Here is a 20,221-nt window from a genome sequence, read left to right on the forward strand (position 1 = left end):
GGCGCGGCTGGGAAGATCCTGTCCATTCCCGCTTAGGTACGGGCCGGCCCGGACGAAGGTTCAAAGCGGATCAAGGAATCCAGGACCATTTTTCAGCCGGGCCGGAATGTCACCACACGTCGCCGGAGAATGACGGCGGGTCGTTACCGGGCTCAGTCCCCGCAGAGGTGATCGAAGGCGAACGGCGTGGCCAACTCGTCCCGCCGGTCCCGCAGCGCGCAGATCTGCCGCCGCAGATCGCCCCGGTCGAGCAGGGCCGATTCGTCGAACTCCACCCCGGCCAGCCGGTCGCCCACCGCCACCGCCGCGAGATCCTCGGCGAAGCGGGCGGGGTCCACCCCGCAGTGCCACCGCGCCTCGTGCACGGTGACCCGTTCCACCAGGCACCGGCCGGGCCGCACCTCGACCCAGCTCCACCCCTCGGCCAGCCCGTCGCGCCAGCGCACGTGCAACCCCCGCACGATGGGGTCACTGAGCCGCCGCGACACGTACGCCTCGACGGCCGCCGCCCGGGACAGCGCGCCGAGGTCGTTCACCGGCCCGGTGCGCCCGTCGGGCAACCGGCCGACGATGTCGCGGTAACCGACCGGGGCGTCGTCCGGGTCGTCGCAGGAGGTGGCACCGGCGGCGTAGGCGCGGGCGTCGAGGACGTACGTGACGATCCGGCGGCCGTGTCCGGCGGCCCGCAGCGTCGGCGAGCCGATCCGCAGCACCGGCAGGCCCACTGCGGCGCACACCGCCGCGGCCATCCGCTCGGCGCGCTGCCCGGCCGAGCCGGCCGGCGCGGTGGGGCCGACGGTCAGGGCGAACAACGGGAATCCGGTGTCGGCCGCGCAGACGACGTGGTCGAACTCCTCGCGCAGGGCCGAACTCCACTGGTGCCCGGTGACCCCCGCCGGCCGCCGCGACACCAGGTCACCGAGTCGACGGGCGGGGTACACCGCCTGGCCGGCCCGGACGAACAGCGGCGCGTCACCGGCCGGGACCGGCCGCAGCCGGGCCCCGTCGTCGGTGGCGGTACGCGTCATCGTCGGTCCGTCCGTGGCAGGAGAGGTGACCGGCCGAGTCTAGGACGTCGGCCCCCGTTTCCGCCTCGTCGGTGCGGCCGATGGGCGCGTTACCAGGCGGTTGGTGTGCCCCGAGCGCGATCTCTACGCTCACGGGGTGCTGCACGACGGACCGGCCCCGGAACTGTTGACCAAGCGGAGTCTCGTCACGGTCTCCCACGCCATCGAGCGGTCGGCGCTGGCCACCGCCGAGGACGGCCCGCTGGTGGTGATCGCCCTGTTCCAGCGGATGCCGTACTTCCTGCGGGAGCAGGCCCGCTACACGCGGATCGCCGCGGGCGCGGCGGTCACCGTGGTCGGGCTGGTCGCGCCGGCACCGCCGGAGCTGCCCCCCGGTGGGTACGGCGTGGCGCTGGACGAGACCGAGGAACTGGCCCGGGAGTGGAGCGTGGTGGCGCTGACCCCCCGGTTCGGGGCCAGCCTGGTGGCCCGGGACCGGCGGGAGGTGGCGGCCGCCGGCACGCTGGAGGAAGGCCGCCTCTTCTCCGGCCGCTGGGGGTTCCGCCGCGACGAGGCGCTGCACGAGGTGATCCGGCTGCGGGCGCAGCTCGGCGACCGGCTCCCCCCGGCCGCCCTGACCGCGATCGATCAGGTGCTGCGCCGGGTCTGGGACCTGCCGGCGACCCCCGGTGAGAGCCGGGCCGAGGCGGCGTTGCGGCTGATGGCCGAGCGGGTCGACCGCAGCGGGCCGGGTCGGGTCGCCGAGGAGGTGCCGGCACCCTCGCCTCTGGTGGACGAGCCGACGCTGCGCCGCTGGACCGGGATGGACGGGGTGACCGCCGCCGGCACCCTGCCGGTGGCCCTGATCGGGGTCCGGGTCAGTGAGCCGGCCGGCGCCGCCGAACGCTTCGGACGCCGCAGCACCGCCCGGGAGGCGCAGGCCGTGATCGCCGCGCTGACCGCGCCCCTGCGCCCGCTCGACCGGGCGATCCGGCTCGCCCCCGACGAGTACCTGCTGGTCCTGCCCGCGTTGACCCGGGAGGAGGCGCTGGCCGTGGCCGCTCAGGTGCACGCCTCGGTGGCCGGGCTGGCCCGGTCGTACCCGTTCGTGTCCTTCGCGGTGCACACTGCGGTCACCGTGACCGACCGGCGGCCGATGCCGGTGGCCGAGGTCCGGCACGCCGTCGAGTGGGCGGCCCGGGAGGGCGTGCCGATGGCCACGGTGGCCCGGGAGGCGGTCGCGAGCGCCGCCCCACGCTGAGGACGGGAGAACACGGGATGCGGGTGGTCTCGTTGGTGCCGTCGCTGACCGAGGCGGTGGCGGCGACCGTGCCGGAGCTGCTGGTCGGCGCGACCGACTGGTGCGTCCACCCGGCGGGGCTGGACGTGGCCCGGGTCGGTGGCAGCAAGTACCCCGACCTGGACCGGGTCCGGGCGCTGCGGCCGGACCTGGTGCTGCTCAACGTGGAGGAGAACCGGCGGGTCGACGCGGACGCGCTCACCGCGGCCGGGGTGCCGGTGCTGGTCACCTACCCGCGCACCGTGCCGCAGGCCCTGGACGAGCTGGCCGGGGTGCTCGCCGCGCTGGGGGTGACCGGGGAGCCGGGGTGGCTGACCGACGCCCGCCGGGCCTGGGCGGCACCGGTCGCCGAGGCCGGGACACGCCGGGCCGTGGTGCCGGTGTGGCGTCGGCCGTGGGTGGTGCTCGGCGGGGACACCTTCGCCGGGGACGTGTTGCGCCGGCTCGGCGTGGTCAACCTGTACGACGACGACCCCGAACGCTATCCGCGCCCCGACCTCGACGCGCTGCGGGCCCGCCGCCCCGACCTGGTGGTGCTCCCCGACGAGCCGTACGCGTTCACCGCCACGGACGGGCCGGACGCCTTCCCCGGCATCGACTGCGCGCTGGTCTCCGGCCGGCATCTCACCTGGTACGGCCCGTCGCTGGCCGAGGCCCCCGCCCTGCTCACCGCCCAGCTCTCGACCCTGGTGTGAGCCCCCGCCGTCGCCCAGGTCGCCGCGGACCCGGCGTGGACGGGCCGGCAGAGTCGGGCCCTGCCGCCGGCCCGTCCGGGCGTGGGACAGGCCGGCGTGGACAGGCCGACGACACGCGGGTCGGCGTGGACGGGCCGGCCGGGGGTGCCGGTCAGGCCACCGGGGTGACCCCGCCCGTCGAGCGCTCCACCAGGCCGGCGTCGTCCACGTCGTACCCGAGGGTGCTGGTGACCTGGACCACCCCGCTGACCTGGCCGGCGAGCTTCACCGCCAGCTCGGCGGCGGTCCGCCGGTCCAACCGGCCGTCCAGCACCACCGCACCGTCGCGGACCTGCACGGTGACCAGGCCGTCCCGGACGGCCAGCACCCGCCGCAGCACCTCCTGCACCACGTCCTGGCGGATCTCGGCGTCGCTGCGCAGGTGCACCCGGAGCAGGTCGCTGCGGGTCACGATGCCGACCAGCCGGCCCAGGTCGTCGAGGACCGGCAGCCGCTTGACCGCCTCCCGGTCCATCAGCCGGGCCGCCGCCGGCAGCGACGCTCCCGGATGGGTGGTGACGGCCGGCGCGGTCATCAACTCCCCGGCCAGCAGCGCCTCGGCCTTCTCCCGGGACACCCGACGCCGTCGCCCGGCGAAGACCCGCCGCTCCTCCTGCGCCCCGGAGTGCTCCACCTTGTGCAGCAGGTCCGCCTCGGACACCACCCCCAGCACGCGACGGAACCCGTCCACCACCGGCACCGCGCTGATGCCGCGCCGGATCAGCACGTCGACGATCGCCCGGTAGGGGGTCCCCTCCCCCACCGTGGCGACCTCCCGGGTCATCACGTCGTCCACCTGCCACGTCCTCATCACGACCTCCTCGGGCTCTCCCGGCCGACGTTAGGGCCGGCCCGACCGGCCGGGGCAGAGGCGGACGGACCGGGGCCGCCGGGGCCGAAGGTCCCGTCCGGACGTCCGAACCAGGGGACTTAGGTCCTGCCGCGGCACGGACCGTCGGCCCTGCCGGGACGGCCGCCACCGGCGTGGAATGTAACTGCCACCGGGAAGTGCGGTGCCAGGCAGAGAAGGGACGTGGAGACCATGACCGCGACGACCGAGCGGAACACCACCGCCAGGACCATCGCACCGGTGGCCGGAACCGAGACCACCCGGCAGCGCGCCGCCCGGTACGTCTGGGCCGGGACCCGGATCGCCCTCGGCTGGATCTTCCTCTGGGCCTTCCTGGACAAGCTCTTCGGCCTCGGCCACGAGACCGCGACGAAGAACGCCTGGATCAACGGTGGCAGCCCGACCAAGGGTTTCCTCGCCTTCGGCGCGAAGGGTCCGTTCCAGGGGCTCTACCAGGACATCGCCGGGGCGGCCTGGGCCGACTGGCTGTTCATGATCGGCCTGGCCGGCATCGGGGTGGCCCTGCTGCTCGGCATCGGGATGCGGCTCGCCGCAGCCGCCGGTGGCCTGCTCATGGTGCTGATGTGGACCGCCGTCCTGCCCCCCGAGAACAACCCCTTCATGGACGACCACCTGATCTACGCCGCGGTGCTGGCCGGTCTCGCCCTGGTCGGCGCGGGGAACACCCTCGGCCTCGGCCGGGTCTGGGCCACCCTCCCGCTGGTGCGCCGGTTCGGCTGGCTCAGGTAACCGACCTCGGCAGCCGACCGCGCGGCAGGGGCGCCACCTCGACGGTGGCGCCCCTGCCGCGCGTCCACCCCGCCCGGGGGTCCCGGCTCCGGGACCCCCGGGAATCGGTCGGTCGCGATCGGGCAGGATCGACACCGACCGGACGATCGCGACGACGGAGGAGATCAGCAATGAACACGCCCCAGGCAGGCAAGCCGGAGATCGGCCCGATCGAGGGCGCCGCCCCGGCCGACCTCGTCATCGAGGACCTCACCGTCGGTGAGGGTCCCGAGGCCCGTCCGGGCCAGGTCGCCAACGTGCACTACGTCGGGGTGTCCCACTCCACCGGGCGCGAGTTCGACGCCTCCTGGAACCGGGGCGAGGCCTTCGAGTTCCCGCTCGGCGGCGGTCAGGTCATCGCCGGCTGGGACCAGGGCGTGGTGGGCATGAAGGTCGGCGGCCGTCGCCGGCTCACCATCCCGCCGCACCTGGGCTACGGCAGCCGGGGCGCGGGCGGCGTCATCAAGCCGAACGAGACCCTGGTCTTCGTCGTCGACCTGCTCGGCGTCCGCTGACCACCGGCGGGGTCGCCGGCACCGGCCGGCGGCCCCGCCGCCCGACCCGACGCGGTCGGGAGGAACACCGGCGGACGGGACGCGGACAGGTCGACGGCCCCGCTGGCCCGTCAGGCGCAGGCCGCCAGCGGGCGGGACCTGACCCCGACCGGGGCGTCGCCGTGTCGGACCGCGATGATCCGGTGCAGGCCGGTGGCCCGTAGCACCCGGGCGACCACCGGATCGGGATCGACCACGACCAGTTCGCCGCCCCGGGCCCGGACCCGCAGGTGGGCGGCGACCAGCGCCCGCACCCCGGCGGCGGAGAGCACCCGGACGCCGGAGAGGTCGAGCCGCAGCAGCGGACGGGCCGGCGCGGCCCAGAGGGCGACCCGGAACTCGCCGACGGTGGCAATGTCGATCTCGCCCACCACGCGCACCTCGACCACGTCGTCGGCCACCCGGAGCCGCACGTGGAACCGGTCCTCTCCCTGCGTCATGCCCCGAATCTAGCCCCCACCCCCGACGTTTCCGCCCTGCCAGAGGTGGGTTTCCGGGTAGTCCCAGGGTCGCCCCGGAGCCGACCCCGACTCCTTCTCAGGGTGGAGTCGGGTGATGCGGGTGCGACCGGTCACCGGTCGTACCCGCATCGTTGCTCCCCGGCCGGTCGTCAGCCGCCGCTGGCCGACGGCGCGGGCGACGAGCCACCGGCGACCGCCCCCGGATGCGGCGGGCTCGTGCTGGGCGCCGGCTTCAGCCCCGGCGGTACGGGCAACGCGCTGCCCCTGGCGAACTCGGCCCAGCTGGTGTTCCAGGCCGTCCAGCCGTTGCCCGGCCGCAGCGGCACCTCGGTGCCCTTCACGGTGACCAGGTCGCCGACCTGGGTGACACCCATCAGCCAGTCCGCGGCGGTGGACGACACGTTGGCGCAGCCGTGCGAGACGTTGGTGTAACCCTGGTCCCCCTCCGACCACGGCGCGGCGTGGATGAACTCGCCGCCCCAGGTGAGGCGCTGGGCGTCCTCGACGTCGACCACGTAGCCGCCGTCAGGCTCGCCCCGGGTGTCGAAGCGGGTCTGCTGGTGCTTCTCCATGATCACCATCTTGCCGCTGGAACTCGGGGTGCTCGGCTTGCCGAGACTGACCGGGATCCGGCGGACCAACTTGCCGTCCTGGAAGACCGACATCTGCTTGGTGGCGTTGTCGATGTCCAGGGCGACCTGCCGACCGATCTTCGAGGTGGACCGCCGGTCGGCGTCACCCACGTACTCCTTGCCGATCGGCAGCCCTTCGAGCGCGGACCGGACGCTGATCGTCGTCCCGCTGCGCCAGAAGTCGGGCGCGCGGTAGTAGACCTGACTGCCGTCCTCCAGCCACGACCAGGTGCCCGGCTGGGGCGGATCGGTCTTCACGAACAATCGTCGCTGCACGGCCGCCCTGGCCGCTTTGGGAATTGCCGGTTCGAACGCCACCGTCACCGGCATCGCGGTGCCGTACGTCTGGTTGCCGGCGAAATAGAGCACGCTGGTCAACGCCTGCCGGGTGGTATTCGTCGCCGTGGTGAACGTGGTGCGCCCGACGGTCGTCCGGCCCGCGTCGCCGGTCGCGGTCACCTCTGCGGTATAGGTCCGGCCACCGCCCAACGGGGCCGCCGGCACCCAACTCGACCCGTCCTCCCTCGGCTCGCCGACGACGGTCTTCCCCCTGTCGTCGGTGAGCTTCACGCTGGTCACCCGCCCGTTGTTGACGGTGGTGCCGACCTCCGCGCTGACCGGTACGTCCTTCGCCCGATCGGCGGGGGTCACCGACACCGTGGGGGCCGCCGTCCCGCCGGGTGCCGCCCCGGCCGCCGGCTTCCGCTCGGCGGTACATCCGCCGAGGACCAACGGTGTGGCTGCGATGGTCACCGCCAAAAGCGTCAATCGCCGCCTCACGTCCATATTCCGTCCCCCCATTTCCGGTCCCCTTGGCCACATTCTGTACGGCGTTTCTCGGGCCGGGTCACGCTTTCGGGGAACCGGGTGGGCAACGGCCGGGCTTATCGACTCCGCCGGTGCCGGACGGGGTCGGGCGGCACCGATGTCCGGGATCGTCCGCGCCGGGCCGGCACGGATCGTCAGTCCCAGTCCTGGTCGCCGTGGTTGCGGTTCCAGCGCCCACCGACCGGTGGGGTGTCCAGCCGGATGGCCGCCACGGCGTTGCCGGCCAGGTCGTTGTCCTCCACCCGGCAGGCGACACAACTGCCCCGGGCGGTGATCCAGAACCCGTGGGTCTGGGTGCGCTCGGGGTGGTTGTCCCAGATCCGGTTGCCCCGCACCGTCGCCGAGTCGAACGCGGCGTGGATCGCGATGCCGGCCCGGGTCGGCGGTCCGGCCGGCAACTCGTACGGGGTGCCGGGCAGCGGGGTGTCCCCGCTCCAGCCGGAGTAGGCGTCCGGACGTACCGGGGCGAGGTGCAGCTCGGTGGCGGTGTTGGCGGCCACCACCGCCACCCGCCGGCCGACCCGCAGCACCTTGCCCCGGTGGCTGTCCTGCGCCCAGGTCGCCGAACGGTCGACCACGGACCGTTCGGCGTAGCGGACCGACTCTCCGCCACCGCTGGACGCCTCGGCGCACTGCCGACCGTTGTTGCGGATCCGGTTGTCGAGCAGCATCGCGTCGGTCATCGGCCGGTCCACCCGGATGGCGTCCAGGCCGTTGCCCCAGAACTCGTTGCTCTCCACCACCACGTCCTGCGCCGGGTGCGGGTAGCCACGCCCCAGATCGTGCTGGTGGTAGCCGTAGCCGCCGTTGCTGCTGACCCGGTTGCCCCGCACCGTGTACGGCCCCGGGGTGTTGCCCACGCTGATCCCGTCGCCCACGTTGCCGTCGATGACGCAGTCGGTGAGCAGGCCGCCCCGGCCGGCGACCCCGGCGGTGCCGTTGCCGGACACGTCGTAGCCGGCCTCCAGGTTGCCGGTCATCGTGCAACCGGTGACGATCAGCCCGTCGGCACCCCAGTCGGAGATGCCGAAGCGGTTGCCCTGGCTGTGGCAGCCGATGATCCGGTAGCCGCGCGGCGGCGTCCAGTAGTCCTTCTGGAGTTCGAGGAAGATGCCGTTGGTGCCGTTGGCGAGGGCGGTGCAGTTGGCGATGGTCAGGCGTTCCATGTCGCCCCAACCGCCGATGCCGATGCCGATGCCCGCGCCGCCCATCTGCTCACCGTTGTCCAGCCGGCCGCAGCCGACCACCACCACCCCGTCGACCAGGGTGTCCTGGAGGAAGTCGCAACCCAGCCCGCTCGCTCCGGTGTGGTGGATGTAGAGGTTGCGGAACACCCCGCGTACCACGTACTGCAACCCGAGGCCCTTGGCCAGGTAGTTGTACTCGGCCATGGCCACCCCGGAGCCGTCGATCTCGAAGTCGGCGAAGGTGCAGTCGGCGATGTGCCGGTCCCGGTCCGCGCCGTGCTGGAGCACCGTCCAGAACGCCAGCGGGGTCGGCTCGCTGCGGTTGCCCTCGTTGCTGAGCAGGAACCGGGTGGCGGCCGGGCCGGCGCCGATCAGCGACACCCCGCTGCGCCACACCGTGCCGGCGTCCCGGATGGAGTAGATCCCCGGCGGGCACCAGATCACCCGGGCCCGCCCGTCGGCCGCGTAGCCGGCACCGAGCCGGTCCACCAGGGCGGCCAGCGCCGGCTGGTCGTTGGTCACCCCGTCACCGGTCAACCCGTAGTCGTGGGCGTTGCACCACAGCGGGGCACCGGCGACGGGGGGACGGCGGTCCCGCACGGCGACGGGCAGACCCTGGTACGGCACGGTGGCTCCTCTCGGCGGCGCGCCCACGACCGGTGCGGCGGGTTCGCGACCGACGGCGGTTTCCCGGCCCACCGGACGGAAAACCCTCCGCCGGCCCGGACGAACCGGACGAACACCGGGCAGCGCGACGGAGCCGGTCACCCCGCCCAGGGTGACCGGCTCCGGGCGTACCGCTCAGACGTTCGCCACCAGCAGCGCCGGTTGTTCGACGCAGTCGGCGACGTGCCGCAGGAAACCGCCGGCCACCCCGCCGTCGCAGACCCGGTGGTCGAAGGTGAGGCTGAGCTGGGTCACCTTGCGGACCGCCAACTGCCCGTCGACCACCCACGGCTTGTCCACGATCCGCCCGACGCCGAGCAGCGCGGCCTCCGGGTGGTTGATGATCGGGGTGGAACCGTCCACTCCGAACACTCCGTAGTTGTTGAGGGTGAAGGTGCCGCCGGTGAGCCGGGCCGGCGGCAGGGTGCCGGCGCGGGCGGCGGCGGTGGTCTCGGCCAGGGCGGCGGCCAACTCCCGGGTGGTCAGCCGCTGGGCGTCCCGCAGCACCGGGACGAGCAGGCCCCGGTCGGTCTGCGCGGCGATACCCAGGTGCACCCCGGCCGACTGGACGATGCGCTGCCCCTCGGTGTCGACGTGCGCGTTGAGCTGCGGGAAGCGCCGCAGTCCACTGAGGCAGATCCGGGCCAGCAGGGCCAGCACGCTGACCGGGGCGTCCGGGGTGGCCGCGTTGATCGCCGCCCGCGTCGCCAGCAGCGCGGTGGCGTCCGCGTCGACCCAGATGGTCACCTCGGGGATCTCCCGGCGACTGCGGGAGAGCTTGTCGGCGATCACCCGGCGGATGCCGGTGAGTGGGATGACGATGTCCTGCGCGTCGGTCGGGGCGAGCCCGACGTGCGCGACCGGGGCCAGCCGGTCCACGTCGGCGGTGGGCCGGTCGGCGTCGGCGGTGGTGCGCCGGTCCGGCGGGGTGACCAGCGCGGCCTCCACGTCGCAGCGACGGATCACGCCGCCGGGGCCGGTGCCGCGCAGCGCGCCCAGGTCCACCCCGTGCTCGCGGGCGAGCCGACGCACGATCGGGGAGATGACCAGGGGTGCCGTCCCGCCGGTCGGGGCAGTGCCGCCCCCACCGGCGGGACGGCACCGTCGGTGGTCACCCCGGCGCAGGCCGGGGCGCCCACACCCGCGCCGGCCGGGACCCTCGGCTCGGACGACGGGCCGGCGACACCTCCACCCACGGGGGCGGAGCCGGGAGCACGCTGCGCGAGGGTGCGGCAGCGCCCTCGGCGACCGGCTCCGGGGCCAGGGTCAGCCGGGGGCGACGGCGACGGCGGGCGGGGCCGTGGCCGGTGCCGTACCCGATCAGCACGTTGCCGGAGCCGGCCCGCTCCTCCTCGCGGTAGGTGGCGTGCCCGGCGGGCTCGTCGCCGCCGTCGGGCGGCGCGATCGTGATCAGCGGTTGGCCGACCGGGCGCGTCTCACCGGCCGCGCCGTGCAGCGCGACCACCCGCCCAGCGTACGGGCAGGGCACGTCGACCACGGCCTTGGCGGTCTCCACCTCCACCACGCTCTGGTCCACGGTGACCACGTCGCCGACGGCGACCTTCCACTCGACGATCTCGGCCTCGCTCAGCCCCTCGCCCAGGTCGGGCAGCAGGAAGACCTGGGTGCCGGTGGCAGCCTGCGGGGCGGTACGGGCGCTCACGCCGCACTCCCCGGGGCCAGCCACCGCGGATCGGGCCGGTCGTCCCACTGGAGGCGGGCCACGGTGTCGAGCACCCGGTCCACCCCGGGCAGGTGGGTGTGCTCCAGCATCGGCGCCGGGTAGGGGATGTCCAGTCCGGCGACCCGCAGGACCGGGGCGTGCAGGGCGTGGAAGCAGCGCTCCTGCACCCGGGCGGCGATCTCCGCGCCGACCCCGGCGAAGCCCTGCGCCTCGGTGATCACCAGGCACCGGCCGGTGCGGCGGACCGAGGCGGTGACGGTGGCGTCGTCGAACGGCACGATCGTCCGGACGTCGACGACCTCCAGGTCCCAGCCCTCCTCCCGGGCGGCCTCGGCGGCCTCCAGCGCGACCGGCACCGCCGGGCCGTACGCGACCAGGGTGGCGTCGGTGCCGGGTCGCCGGACGACGGCCCGGCCGAACGGCGCGGTACGGGCCGGCAACTGCGCGTCGGCGCTGGCGAAGTAGAGCTTCTTCGGCTCCAGGAACACCACCGGGTCCGGGTCGGCGATCGCCTCCCGCAGCAGCGAGTACGCGTCCTCGACGGTCGCCGGGGTGACCACCTTCAACCCGGGGGTGTGCGCGTAGTACGCCTCGGACGAGTCGCAGTGGTGCTCGACCCCGCCGATGCCGCCCGCGTACGGCACCCGGATGACCATCGGCACGCTCAGCGCGCCCCGGGTGCGGTTGCGCAGCTTCGCCACGTGCGAGGCGATCTGCTCGAACGCCGGGTAGGCGAACGCGTCGAACTGCATCTCGACCACCGGCCGCAGCCCGGACATGGCCAGGCCGACGGCGAAGCCGACGATGCCGGCCTCGGCGAGCGGGGTGTCGAAGCAGCGCTTGTCACCGAACCGGGCCTGCAACCCGTCGGTGATCCGGAAGACCCCGCCGAGCTGTCCCACGTCCTCCCCGAAGACGAGCACCCGCTCGTCGTCGAGCATCGCGTCGGCCAGCGCCGCGTTGAGTGCCTTCGCCATGGTCATGGCGGCCATCAGGCGTCCCCCTCCGCGTCGGCGGCCAGCTCGGCCCGGACCATCTCCCGCTGCTCGACCAGTTGCGGGGTCGGCTCGGCGAAGACGTGGTCGAACAGGCTCAGCGGATCGACGACGGGCTGGGCGTTCATCCGGGTACGCAGGTCGGTGGCGTACGCCTCGGCCTCGGCGGCGACCTGCGCCACCGCCGCGTCGTCCAGCTCCCCCCGGCCCCGCAGGTACGCCTCCAGCCGGGCGACCGGGTCGCGGTCCCGCCACGCCTCGACCTCGTCGGGGTCCCGGTAGCGGCTGGCGTCGTCGGCGTTGGTGTGCGCCTCCATCCGGTAGGTGTGCGCCTCGACCAGGTACGGCCCGTGCCCGGCGCGGGCGTGCGCCACCGCCCGGGTGAGCACCGCGAGGACGGCGACGGGGTCGTTGCCGTCGACCTGTTCGCTGGGCACCCCGTAGCCGACGCCCTTGTAGGCCAGGCTCGGCGCGGCGGTCTGCCGGGACAACGGCACGCTGATCGCGTACTTGTTGTTCTGGACGAAGTAGACGACCGGGGCCTTGAACACGGCGGCGAAGTTGAGCCCCTCGTGGAAGTCGCCCTCGCTGGTGGCACCGTCGCCGATGAACGCCAGCGCGACGGTGTCCCGCCCCTGGTAGGACTCGCCGTAGGCCAGTCCGGCGGCGTGCACGCACTGGGTCGCCAGCGGGGTGCACTGCGGCGCGGTGCGCACCACCGTCGGGTCGTACCCGCAGTGCCCGTCGCCGCGCAGCAGGGTCAGCACCTCGACGGGGTCGATGCCCCGGGCGGTCAGCGCCATCGACTCCCGGTAGGTCGGGAAGACCCAGTCGTCGTCGCGCAGCGCGAGCACCGCGCCGACCTGGCACGCCTCCTGGCCGCGCGAGGACGGGTAGACGGCGAGCCGGCCCTGCTTGGTCAGGGCGGTGGCCTGCGCGTCGAAGCGGCGGCCGACGACCATCCGGCGGTACATCTCGCGCAGCGCCTCGACCGGCGGTGCCGGCAGGTCGGCGCGGGGCGGCAGCGGGGTGCCGTCGGGGTCGAGCAACCGGACCGGCTCGGCCTGCGGGAGCAGGCCGGCGGTGGGGTCGGGGGCGACCGGGGTGGCCGGTCGACGGGTACGCGGGGATGCCCTGCGGACCGCCTGGGGTGTGGTCGTCACGGCGGGGACCTCCTGGACGTGTGGTGGCCCTATGCTCCTGCCGATGGATGATTGACTCAACATCCCCGGTGAACGCGGGACGATTGGCCTACCGAGGAGTATCTGATGAGCCAGCAGACCACGCCGCAACCGGGCCCGCCGGGCGGAACGGGACGTTCGGTCACCCCACTGGACGAGGTGGACCGACGGGTCCTCGACGAGCTGACCCGTGACGGCCGGCTGTCCATGCGTACCCTCGCCGAGCGGGTGCACGTCTCGCGCACCAACGCGTACGCCCGGGTGGAGCGGCTGCTGCGCGACGGGGTGATCACCGGGTTCCGGGCCCGGGTGGCACCGGAGCCGGCCGGGCTGGGCACCTCGGCGTACATCTCGCTGACCATCCAGCAGAACACCTGGCGGGAGGTGTCGGCGGAGCTGGCCCGGGTGCGCTACATCGAGCACGTGGCGCTGCTCAGCGGGGAGCACGACGTGCTGGCCCTGGTCCGCGCGCCGGACAACGCCACCCTGCGGGACGTGGTGCTCAGCCGGGTGCAGGGCATCGCCGGGGTGCTCTCCACCCGGACCTGGCTGGTCTTCGACGAGTTCGACGGGGCCGGCAGCCCCTGGGCCTGAGTGGCGGCCCGGCCGGCGCGACGGCCGGCCCGACCCGGTCGGCCAGCCCTGCGACGAGCCGGCCGCGCGGTCGGTCAACGTTCCGACGGGGCGCTCGTGCGGGCGGTCGGCGTTCCGACGGGGCGGTCGTGCGGGCGGTCGGCGTTCCGACGCGGGGCGGGCGTGCGGGCGGTCCGTGTTCGGGTGGGACAGCCGAGCGGGCGGTCAGCGTTCCGGCGGGGCGGCCAGGCCGGCGCGGTCGGCCAGCGCCAGCAGCGGCTCCAGCGAGTAGCGGTCGCCGTCGAGGCCGGCGTGCGGGTCACCGCGCTCGGCGAACCGGGCCGGCATGCTCACCACGTCGAAGTCCTCCGGGCGGGCGTCGTCCAGCTCCGCCCAGTCCAGCGGGGCCGACACCAGCGCCGCCGGGGTGGGCCGGATCGAGTAGGCCGAGGTCACCGTGTGGTCGCGGGCCATCTGGTTGTAGTCGATGAAGACCGGCCGGTCGCGCTGCTCGCGCCACCAGGTGGTGGTGACCAGGTCGGGCAGCCGACGCCCCAGCTCGTGGCCCAGGGCGAGCACCGCGCGCCGGCACTCGCCGAAGCTCCACCGGGGATCGATGGACAGATAGACGTGCAGGCCGCGCCCGCCGGTGGTCTTGGGGTAGCCGACCATGCCCAGCTCGGCGAGGAAGGCCCGGACCTCGTGCGCCACCGGCACCACCTGGTCGAAGCCGACGCCCGGCATCGGGTCCAGGTCGATCCGGAGCTGGTCGGGGCGCTCCACGTCGGCCGCCGTCACCGGCCAGGGATGGAAGCGCAGGGTGCCGAGGTTGGCCGCCCAGATCACCACCGCCAGCTCGCCCGGCGCGACCTCGTCGGCGGTACGGCCGCTGGGAAAGGTGAGGTGTGCGGTGCGCACCCAGTCGGGAGCGCCGGCCGGGAGCCGTTTCTGATAGAAGGCGTCACCCCGGTTGTCCTGCCGGGTGCCGATCTTCGCCCCCTCGAACACGCCGCGCGGCCAGCGCTCCAGCATCGTCGGCCGGTCCCGTAGGGCGCGCAGGATGCCGTCGCCGACGGCCAGGAAGTAGCCGACCACGTCCCGCTTGGTCAGCCCGCGCTCGGGAAAGTAGGGCTTGTCGGGACTGGAGACGCGCACCAGCCGCTCCCCCACCTGGATCTCCTCGGCCGCCGTCGCCACGCTCACACGGTAACGGCCACCCCCGACACCCACAGCCGGCTCACCGGATCGCAGCGATTCGCGTGAGGACTACGCCTCGGGTTGCCCGACGTAGGTGCCGCGCGGCACGGTGTAGACCAGCCCACGCTCGCGAAGCTCCGCGACGGCACGCCGGGCGGTCCCCCGGGCCACCCCGAACTCCTGCACGATCGCCGCTTCGCTCGGAATCGGTCGATGCGCCGCGAGGTCACCGTTGCTGATCCGGCCGGCCAGGATGTTCGCCACCTGGCGGTAGACCGGCACCGGCACCGGACGGGCCGCCATCCCTGCGCCGTTGCTTCCAGTGCCGCGACGGCGGGTGCCACATGCTGACCTGGGCGCGCGACGTGCTCCGGGCTCACCGGCAACCGCCGCCGCTGCCCCACTAGGCTCGCCGCCATGGCGATCTATCTCGACGTACACCCGGAGAACCCACAGCCACGGACGATCGCCCGGGTGGTCGACCTGCTGCGCGCCGACGGCCTGATCGCCTATCCGACCGACTCGTGCTTCGCGCTCGGCTGCCAACTGGGCAACCGGGACGGTCTCGACCGGATCCGGGAGATCCGGCACCTGGACAGCAAGCACCACTTCACCCTGGTGTGCCGGGACTTCGCGCAGCTCGGCCAGTTCGTGCACATCAACAATGCGGTGTTCCGGTCGCTGAAGGCGGCCACCCCGGGCAGCTACACCTTCATCCTGCCCGCGACCAAGGAGGTGCCGCGCCGACTGCTGCACCCCCGGAAGAAGACCGTCGGGGTACGCATCCCCGACCATCCGGTCGCGCAGGCGCTGCTGGCGGCGCTGGGTGAGCCGTTGGTGTCCAGTACCCTGCTGCTGCCCGGCGAGACCGAACCGATGACCCAGGGCTGGGAGATCAAGGAACGACTCGACCACGCGATCGACGCGGTGATCGACTCCGGCGAGTGCGGCACGCTGCCCACCACCGTGGTCGACTTCTCCGCCGACGAGCCGGAGATCGTCCGCTACGGCGCGGGCGACCCGACCCGCTTTGAATAGCCGCGCATCGGCCCGCCGCTGACCCACCGGCTCCGTTGCGTGGTCGGACCCTCCGGGTCGTCCGCGCCTTCTCCGCCAGCCGTCGCCGACCGATGCGGCGGATCGTGGGGCCCCGCCGTTGCCGGGTCAGGAACCGGATTCGACAGGTGGCAGCGGCAGCGGCTCGACGACCGGGTCGACGTCACGGGCGGAGTGGACGGGTGCCGGCCGGGCCGGACCCGAGGCCCGGCTGTGCCGGCGGCCCGCGCCCGCCGGCCCGGCGTGTCGGGACACCTCGCAGGTGACCAGGTGGATCGGTGCCGGCGGCACGGCGAACCGCCCCGGACCCCAGCGCACCCAGAGGGCCACCCGGCCGGCGGCGGCCTCCGCCGTGAGCTTCTCCCAGGTGCGCCGCCGGTCGGTGTGGTCGACCTCGATCACCACGGGCGGGCCGTCCCGGCGGGCACACGCCACGTCCAGCACCGAGTGCCGGTCGGTCATCGGCGGGGGCAGCGGCAGCACGCTCGCCGCCCGACGGTAGGACCGCCAGCCCTGCTCGGCGGCCCAGGCCAGCACGGCGTCGATGATCCGCGCGGTCACCTCGTCGGTGCCCAGGTCGGTGAACTCCAGCCGGGCCAGCCATCCGGTGAGCGATGCCGCCACCCGTTCGCCGCCCGCCCCGCCGTCCACCCCGCCGCCCGCCCCGCCGTCCACGGGGGCAGGGTATCGGCCCACCGGTGACAGGCCGACCCCGGACCAACGAACACGGCACCGCGACCAGCGGGGCACGACGGGCGCTCCGAGACGACGCCGCCCGGAGTACGGCTGGGCCTTCTTCGTCGAGGCCACCGCATGATCGACTCCATGTCACCGAAACAGCGCTATCCGCCTGCTCCGATACCGCTATCTCAGCGAAATTGCGAGCACCCCTCCCGCCGGGGCCGGGGCCGGGGCCGGGGCTGGGGCTGGGCGGGACGGCAGGGCGCTGCGCCGGTCGGGCAGGGCGATTATCCGGGTCGGGGCGGGGGTAGGCAGGGGGCCATGGCGGAACTGGCAGCGCTGTGGATCGTCCGGCACGGTGAGAGCACGGCGAACGTCGCCGCCTCGGCGGCCGAGTCGAACGGCGCCGAGCTGATCGACCTGACCCACCGGGACGCCGACGTGCCGCTGTCGGACACCGGCGAGCAGCAGGCACGGGCCACCGCCCGCTGGCTGGCCGGCCTGCCGGCGGACCGCCGACCCGACGTGGCGGTCGTCTCGCCCTACCTGCGCGCGATGCGTACGGCGGAGTTGGCGCTGGCCGACACCGGCATCCCGGCGAGTGTCGACGAACGGCTGCGCGACCGCGAACTGGGCATCCTCGACGGGTTGACCGGGCACGGGGTGGCCCGCCGGTTCCCCGACGAGGCGGCCCGGCGGCACCGGCTCGGCAAGTTCTACTACCGGCCGCCGGGCGGCGAATCCTGGACCGACGTGGCGCTGCGGCTGCGTACCCTCCTCGGCGACCTGCGCCGCGACCACCAGGGGCGGCGGGTGCTGCTGTTCGGGCACGACGCCCTGGTGTTCCTGCTCCGCTACCTGGTGGAAGGGCTGTCCGAGGCGGAGCTGATGGGGCTGACCAGGGAACACGTGATCGCCAACTGCTCGGTGACCGGCTGGTCGGCGGACGCCGCCGGCCGGCTCACCCCGGACATCTTCAACGACGTCACCCACCTGCACGCGCAGGGCGCCCCACCCACCACGGAGGACGAGATCCATGCCGAACCGGTCTGACACCCGGGTCATCACCCCCGGACTGCTGCGCGACTGGGCCCTGCCGGTGCCGACCGGCGGCAAGGACAACCGGGGCACCGTCCTGGTGATCGGCGGCTCCCGGTTCACCCCGGGAGCGGTGCTGCTGGCCGGGGTGGCCGCGCTGCGGGCCGGCGCGGGGGTGCTGCAACTGGCCGCCGCCGAGTCCACCGCCGCCGCGCTGAGCATCCAGGTGCCCGAGGCGATGGTGGTCGGCCTGCCGGAGACCGACGACGGCGCGGTCGCCGGTGACCCGGGCGACCGGCTCGGCGACCTGGTCGAACAGGCCGACGTGGTCACCGTCGGGCCGGGGCTCAACGACATCGACCAGACCCGCGCGCTGCTGCGCCTGGTCCTGTCGGCGGCCGGGCCGCGCACGGCGCTGGTCTTCGACGCGTACGCGTTGGGGGCGCTCAGCCACGAACCGGACCTGCTGGTCGGCGCGGACCGGCGGGTGGTGCTGACCCCGAACCTCACCGAGGCCCGGCACCTGCTCGGCCGGGACCCCGGCGACGACCTGGACGCCGACTCCCGCGAACTGGCCCGCCGGTACGAGGCGGTGGTCTCCCTCTACGGCCACATCGCCACCCCCGACGGCCAGGGCTGGCGGGAGGAGAGCGGCGACGCCGGGCTGGGCACCTCCGGCAGCGGCGACGTGCGGGCCGGACTGCTCGCCGGACTGCTCTCCCGGGGCGCGGAACCGGCCCAGGCGGCCTGCTGGGCGGCGTGGGTGCACGCGGTCAGCGGGCAGCGGCTGGTGCCCCGGTTCGGCCGGATCGGGTTCCTCGCCCGCGAACTGCTCGACGAGATCCCGCACACCATCGCCACCGTCTGACGACCCCCGGACATTCGTCGACCGCGATCCGTTTCCGCAGCTCATCCCGGGGTACCGGGATTCCCGTCAGCCGATCAAGGAGGTCTGCCGGTGTCCACCGACGCCATCGTCCTGCTCAAAGAGGACCACAAGGAGATGCGCCGCCTCTTCCGCGAGTTCGAGAAGGCGCAGGAGGGGCCGGCCAGTCGCCGCCGCAAGCTGGTCGACGAGATCGTGGCAGCCCTCACCACGCACACCTACCTCGAGAACGAGGTGATGTACCCGGAGGTCCGCAAGCTCGTCCCGGACCTGGAGGACGACATCCTGGAGTCGTACGAGGAGCACCACGTCGCCGACGTGCTCTGCGCCGAGTTGGCCGCGATGGACGCCTCCGACGACCACTTCGTCGCCAAGACCACGGTGCTGATCGAGAACGTCGAGCACCACATCGAGGAGGAGGAGCAGGAGTGGTTCCCGAAGGTGCGGGAGGCGCTCGGCCGCAACCCGCTCCAGGAGATCGGCGAGCGGATGATCGCGCTGCGCCCGGACGCGCCCCGCTCGCCCAGCGACCCGAAGGCGATCAAGAGCGCCCGGCACGCCATCACCGCCTGACCTGACCGGCGACACCCGCACCGGAGTACGTCAGAGGGGCCCGACCGTCCGGTCGGGCCCCTCTCGACTCTGCCGGGGCGGTCACCCGCAGGTACGGCATGGTCGACGCGCAGTTGCAGGCCGGCCGGGCGAACGACCTGCTCGGGGTCGACTTCGCGGCACGCTCCGGCGCGCGGGCCGGTACGTGCTCTACCACCCCGGCCTCACCCGCAGCGGCGGCCTGTCCACCCTGCCGACACCGATCCGTGGGGTGATCCGGGCGGCGTCGGTCTTCGCCAGGCCGGTCGGGAAGTCGATCCACCCCATCGTGGCGTGGATCGACAAACGCCGTCGGACGCCCTGACCGCCAGCGACCGGGGCCGACCCGTGCCCCTGTCGGCCGGGACGCTCGATCCGGCCGCCGCCCGCCGCCTCGGGGCGGTGACCGACGCGCTACTCACCCGCCTCGACGCCGGCTGAGCCGCTGGTTCACCAGAGGGTCGCCGGTGTGCCCGTCGGCGCGGGCAGGATCTGCCGTGCCCGCCCGGGGGCCACGCTGCGCTGCCGCCACTCCCGGGGGTAGCCCACCGACACCTCCTCGAACCGCACCTCGTCCTTCCAGGTGGTGCGGGGGATGTGCAGGTGCCCGTAGACCACCGCGGCGGCGGCGAACCGGCGGTGCCAGTCGGCGGTGGCCTCCGTCCCGCACCACTGCGCGAAGATCGGATAGCGCAGCACCTCGGTCGGGTGGCGGTCCAACGGCCAGTGGTTGACCAGCACGGTGGGCAGCGCCGGGTCACGGTCGGCCAGCCGGCGGGCGGTTTCCTCCAGCCGGGCCGCGCACCACGCCTGCCGGCTCGGGTACGGGTCGGGGTGCAGCAGGAACTCGTCGGTGCAGACGATCCCGGTCCGGTACGCCTCGGCCAGCGCCGCCTCCCGGGTGTCGAACCCCGGCGGTCGCCAGCTGTAGTCGTACAGCAGGAACAGCGGGGCCACCAGGGCGGGACCGCCCGGCCCCCGCCACACCCGGTAGTCGTCCTCCGGGGTGACCACGCCCAACTCCCGGCAGCGCCGCACCAGCAGCTCGTAGCGGTCCACCCCGCGCAGGGTCACCGGATCGGCCGGCGGGGTCCACAGCTCGTGGTTGCCGGGTGCCCAGATGACGGTGTCGAAGCGTTCCGCGAGCAGGCCGAGCGCCCACTCGATGTCGGCCACGGTGTCCGCCACGTCACCGGCGACGATCAGCCAGTCCCGTGGCGAGGCGGGCCGCAGCGCCTCGACCAGGGCCCGATTCTCCGCGTACCCGACGTGCAGGTCACTGATCGCGACCAAACTGCCCTCGGTGTCCTCCCCCAGCATCCGCCGATCGT

The 20,221-nt window shown here is 74.1% G+C and carries 21 protein-coding genes and 1 pseudogene; 10 read left to right on the forward strand and 12 right to left on the reverse strand.

What is annotated here, in order from left to right:
- Positions 1 to 152: 152 nt before the first annotated feature.
- On the reverse strand, positions 153 to 1,028 hold the full coding sequence (locus ACQP1S_RS17075) for a hypothetical protein (protein ID WP_432896290.1): 876 nt from the start codon (positions 1,026 to 1,028) through the stop codon (positions 153 to 155).
- Positions 1,029 to 1,164: 136 nt separating this feature from the next.
- On the opposite strand from ACQP1S_RS17075, the gene ACQP1S_RS17080 reads away from it, so the two are divergent.
- Complete coding sequence (locus ACQP1S_RS17080) at positions 1,165 to 2,268, forward strand: DICT sensory domain-containing protein (protein WP_432896293.1); 1,104 nt, start codon at positions 1,165 to 1,167, stop codon at positions 2,266 to 2,268.
- Between the two features lie 17 nt (positions 2,269 to 2,285).
- Positions 2,286 to 3,002, forward strand: coding sequence for a helical backbone metal receptor (locus ACQP1S_RS17085; RefSeq protein ID WP_432896296.1), 717 nt, complete (start codon positions 2,286 to 2,288; stop codon positions 3,000 to 3,002).
- A 151-nt stretch (positions 3,003 to 3,153) separates the two neighbouring features.
- Here ACQP1S_RS17085 and ACQP1S_RS17090 read toward each other — a convergent pair whose 3' ends face one another.
- The gene (locus ACQP1S_RS17090; RefSeq protein WP_432896299.1) at positions 3,154 to 3,852 is read right to left on the reverse strand and encodes a CBS domain-containing protein; all 699 of its coding nucleotides are present in this window, start codon (positions 3,850 to 3,852) and stop codon (positions 3,154 to 3,156) included.
- Between the two features lie 222 nt (positions 3,853 to 4,074).
- On the opposite strand from ACQP1S_RS17090, the gene ACQP1S_RS17095 reads away from it, so the two are divergent.
- Positions 4,075 to 4,641: a hypothetical protein gene (locus tag ACQP1S_RS17095; RefSeq protein ID WP_432896302.1), complete on the forward strand. Its 567-nt coding sequence runs from the start codon at positions 4,075 to 4,077 to the stop codon at positions 4,639 to 4,641.
- Positions 4,642 to 4,811: 170 nt separating this feature from the next.
- Positions 4,812 to 5,195 carry an FKBP-type peptidyl-prolyl cis-trans isomerase gene (locus ACQP1S_RS17100; RefSeq protein WP_091251265.1) on the forward strand — a complete coding sequence of 128 codons (384 nt, stop codon included), beginning with the start codon at positions 4,812 to 4,814 and terminating at the stop codon, positions 5,193 to 5,195.
- A gap of 110 nt (positions 5,196 to 5,305) precedes the next feature.
- On the opposite strand, the gene ACQP1S_RS17105 is transcribed toward ACQP1S_RS17100, so the two are convergent.
- From ACQP1S_RS17105 to pdhA, 6 genes and pseudogenes are all read right to left on the reverse strand, one after another.
- Positions 5,306 to 5,674: an STAS domain-containing protein gene (locus ACQP1S_RS17105; protein WP_091251263.1), complete on the reverse strand. Its 369-nt coding sequence runs from the start codon at positions 5,672 to 5,674 to the stop codon at positions 5,306 to 5,308.
- Between the two features lie 170 nt (positions 5,675 to 5,844).
- Positions 5,845 to 7,113: an Ig-like domain-containing protein gene (locus tag ACQP1S_RS17110; RefSeq protein ID WP_432896305.1), complete on the reverse strand. Its 1,269-nt coding sequence runs from the start codon at positions 7,111 to 7,113 to the stop codon at positions 5,845 to 5,847.
- Between the two features lie 176 nt (positions 7,114 to 7,289).
- Entirely contained in the window at positions 7,290 to 8,969 is a 1,680-nt protein-coding gene (locus ACQP1S_RS17115; RefSeq protein ID WP_432896308.1) for a right-handed parallel beta-helix repeat-containing protein, read from the reverse strand.
- Between the two features lie 174 nt (positions 8,970 to 9,143).
- Positions 9,144 to 10,671: pseudogene (locus ACQP1S_RS17120) on the reverse strand (dihydrolipoamide acetyltransferase family protein).
- A complete protein-coding gene (locus ACQP1S_RS17125) occupies positions 10,668 to 11,684 on the reverse strand; it encodes an alpha-ketoacid dehydrogenase subunit beta (RefSeq protein WP_432896311.1) in 1,017 nt (338 codons plus the stop codon). The pseudogene ACQP1S_RS17120 and the gene ACQP1S_RS17125 overlap by 4 nt, the downstream one beginning before the upstream one ends.
- A complete protein-coding gene (gene pdhA / locus ACQP1S_RS17130) occupies positions 11,684 to 12,883 on the reverse strand; it encodes a pyruvate dehydrogenase (acetyl-transferring) E1 component subunit alpha (RefSeq protein ID WP_432908096.1) in 1,200 nt (399 codons plus the stop codon). The genes ACQP1S_RS17125 and pdhA overlap by 1 nt, the downstream gene beginning before the upstream one ends.
- 72 nt (positions 12,884 to 12,955) lie before the next feature.
- Here pdhA and ACQP1S_RS17135 point away from each other — a divergent pair, with 72 nt between their 5' ends.
- Positions 12,956 to 13,462: an Lrp/AsnC family transcriptional regulator gene (locus ACQP1S_RS17135; protein WP_363668338.1), complete on the forward strand. Its 507-nt coding sequence runs from the start codon at positions 12,956 to 12,958 to the stop codon at positions 13,460 to 13,462.
- 204 nt (positions 13,463 to 13,666) lie between these two features.
- Here ACQP1S_RS17135 and ACQP1S_RS17140 read toward each other — a convergent pair whose 3' ends face one another.
- Positions 13,667 to 14,638 carry a DNA polymerase domain-containing protein gene (locus ACQP1S_RS17140; RefSeq protein ID WP_432896315.1) on the reverse strand — a complete coding sequence of 324 codons (972 nt, stop codon included), beginning with the start codon at positions 14,636 to 14,638 and terminating at the stop codon, positions 13,667 to 13,669.
- A 69-nt stretch (positions 14,639 to 14,707) separates the two neighbouring features.
- Positions 14,708 to 14,941: a GntR family transcriptional regulator gene (locus tag ACQP1S_RS17145; RefSeq protein ID WP_432896318.1), complete on the reverse strand. Its 234-nt coding sequence runs from the start codon at positions 14,939 to 14,941 to the stop codon at positions 14,708 to 14,710.
- A gap of 114 nt (positions 14,942 to 15,055) precedes the next feature.
- Here ACQP1S_RS17145 and ACQP1S_RS17150 point away from each other — a divergent pair, with 114 nt between their 5' ends.
- Positions 15,056 to 15,676 carry an L-threonylcarbamoyladenylate synthase gene (locus tag ACQP1S_RS17150; protein ID WP_363668330.1) on the forward strand — a complete coding sequence of 207 codons (621 nt, stop codon included), beginning with the start codon at positions 15,056 to 15,058 and terminating at the stop codon, positions 15,674 to 15,676.
- 126 nt (positions 15,677 to 15,802) lie between these two features.
- Here the strand turns inward: ACQP1S_RS17150 and ACQP1S_RS17155 are convergent, their stop codons facing one another.
- Positions 15,803 to 16,369, reverse strand: coding sequence for a hypothetical protein (locus ACQP1S_RS17155; RefSeq protein WP_432896322.1), 567 nt, complete (start codon positions 16,367 to 16,369; stop codon positions 15,803 to 15,805).
- A gap of 327 nt (positions 16,370 to 16,696) precedes the next feature.
- Here ACQP1S_RS17155 and ACQP1S_RS17160 point away from each other — a divergent pair, with 327 nt between their 5' ends.
- The 4 genes from ACQP1S_RS17160 to ACQP1S_RS17175 all read left to right on the forward strand — a co-directional run bounded on the left by ACQP1S_RS17160 (position 16,697) and on the right by ACQP1S_RS17175 (position 19,331).
- Complete coding sequence (locus tag ACQP1S_RS17160; RefSeq protein WP_432896325.1) at positions 16,697 to 17,428, forward strand: histidine phosphatase family protein; 732 nt, start codon at positions 16,697 to 16,699, stop codon at positions 17,426 to 17,428.
- Positions 17,412 to 18,281 (forward strand): NAD(P)H-hydrate dehydratase, encoded by an 870-nt coding sequence (locus ACQP1S_RS17165; protein WP_363668324.1) that lies wholly within the window; start codon positions 17,412 to 17,414, stop codon positions 18,279 to 18,281. Before ACQP1S_RS17160 ends, ACQP1S_RS17165 begins: the two co-directional genes overlap by 17 nt.
- Positions 18,282 to 18,371: 90 nt before the next feature.
- Positions 18,372 to 18,872, forward strand: a complete 501-nt coding sequence (locus tag ACQP1S_RS17170; RefSeq protein WP_432896328.1) for a hemerythrin domain-containing protein — start codon at positions 18,372 to 18,374, stop codon at positions 18,870 to 18,872.
- A 312-nt stretch (positions 18,873 to 19,184) separates the two neighbouring features.
- Positions 19,185 to 19,331: a hypothetical protein gene (locus tag ACQP1S_RS17175; RefSeq protein WP_432896331.1), complete on the forward strand. Its 147-nt coding sequence runs from the start codon at positions 19,185 to 19,187 to the stop codon at positions 19,329 to 19,331.
- A gap of 9 nt (positions 19,332 to 19,340) precedes the next feature.
- On the opposite strand, the gene ACQP1S_RS17180 is transcribed toward ACQP1S_RS17175, so the two are convergent.
- Entirely contained in the window at positions 19,341 to 20,210 is an 870-nt protein-coding gene (locus ACQP1S_RS17180) for a metallophosphoesterase family protein (RefSeq protein ID WP_432896334.1), read from the reverse strand.
- Positions 20,211 to 20,221 lie beyond the last annotated feature (11 nt).

The sequence above is a fragment of the Micromonospora matsumotoense genome (assembly GCF_050951065.1).
In the GTDB taxonomy this organism is placed as follows: domain Bacteria; phylum Actinomycetota; class Actinomycetes; order Mycobacteriales; family Micromonosporaceae; genus Micromonospora; species Micromonospora matsumotoensis.

Bases quoted from the DNA above. Each gene is read 5' to 3' on its own strand.
- ACQP1S_RS17105 (WP_091251263.1), bottom strand. From the start codon at position 5,674: ATGACGCAGGGAGAGGACCGGTTCCACGTGCGGCTCCGGGTGGCCGAC.
- ACQP1S_RS17160 (WP_432896325.1), top strand. From the start codon at position 16,697: ATGGCGGAACTGGCAGCGCTGTGGATCGTCCGGCACGGTGAGAGCACG.
- ACQP1S_RS17165 (WP_363668324.1), top strand. From the start codon at position 17,412: ATGCCGAACCGGTCTGACACCCGGGTCATCACCCCCGGACTGCTGCGC.
- ACQP1S_RS17090 (WP_432896299.1), bottom strand. From the start codon at position 3,852: ATGAGGACGTGGCAGGTGGACGACGTGATGACCCGGGAGGTCGCCACG.
- ACQP1S_RS17135 (WP_363668338.1), top strand. From the start codon at position 12,956: ATGAGCCAGCAGACCACGCCGCAACCGGGCCCGCCGGGCGGAACGGGA.
- ACQP1S_RS17150 (WP_363668330.1), top strand. From the start codon at position 15,056: ATGGCGATCTATCTCGACGTACACCCGGAGAACCCACAGCCACGGACG.
- ACQP1S_RS17125 (WP_432896311.1), bottom strand. From the start codon at position 11,684: ATGGCCGCCATGACCATGGCGAAGGCACTCAACGCGGCGCTGGCCGAC.
- ACQP1S_RS17145 (WP_432896318.1), bottom strand. From the start codon at position 14,941: ATGGCGGCCCGTCCGGTGCCGGTGCCGGTCTACCGCCAGGTGGCGAAC.
- ACQP1S_RS17110 (WP_432896305.1), bottom strand. From the start codon at position 7,113: ATGGACGTGAGGCGGCGATTGACGCTTTTGGCGGTGACCATCGCAGCC.
- ACQP1S_RS17075 (WP_432896290.1), bottom strand. From the start codon at position 1,028: ATGACGCGTACCGCCACCGACGACGGGGCCCGGCTGCGGCCGGTCCCG.
- ACQP1S_RS17100 (WP_091251265.1), top strand. From the start codon at position 4,812: ATGAACACGCCCCAGGCAGGCAAGCCGGAGATCGGCCCGATCGAGGGC.
- ACQP1S_RS17180 (WP_432896334.1), bottom strand. From the start codon at position 20,210: ATGCTGGGGGAGGACACCGAGGGCAGTTTGGTCGCGATCAGTGACCTG.
- ACQP1S_RS17085 (WP_432896296.1), top strand. From the start codon at position 2,286: ATGCGGGTGGTCTCGTTGGTGCCGTCGCTGACCGAGGCGGTGGCGGCG.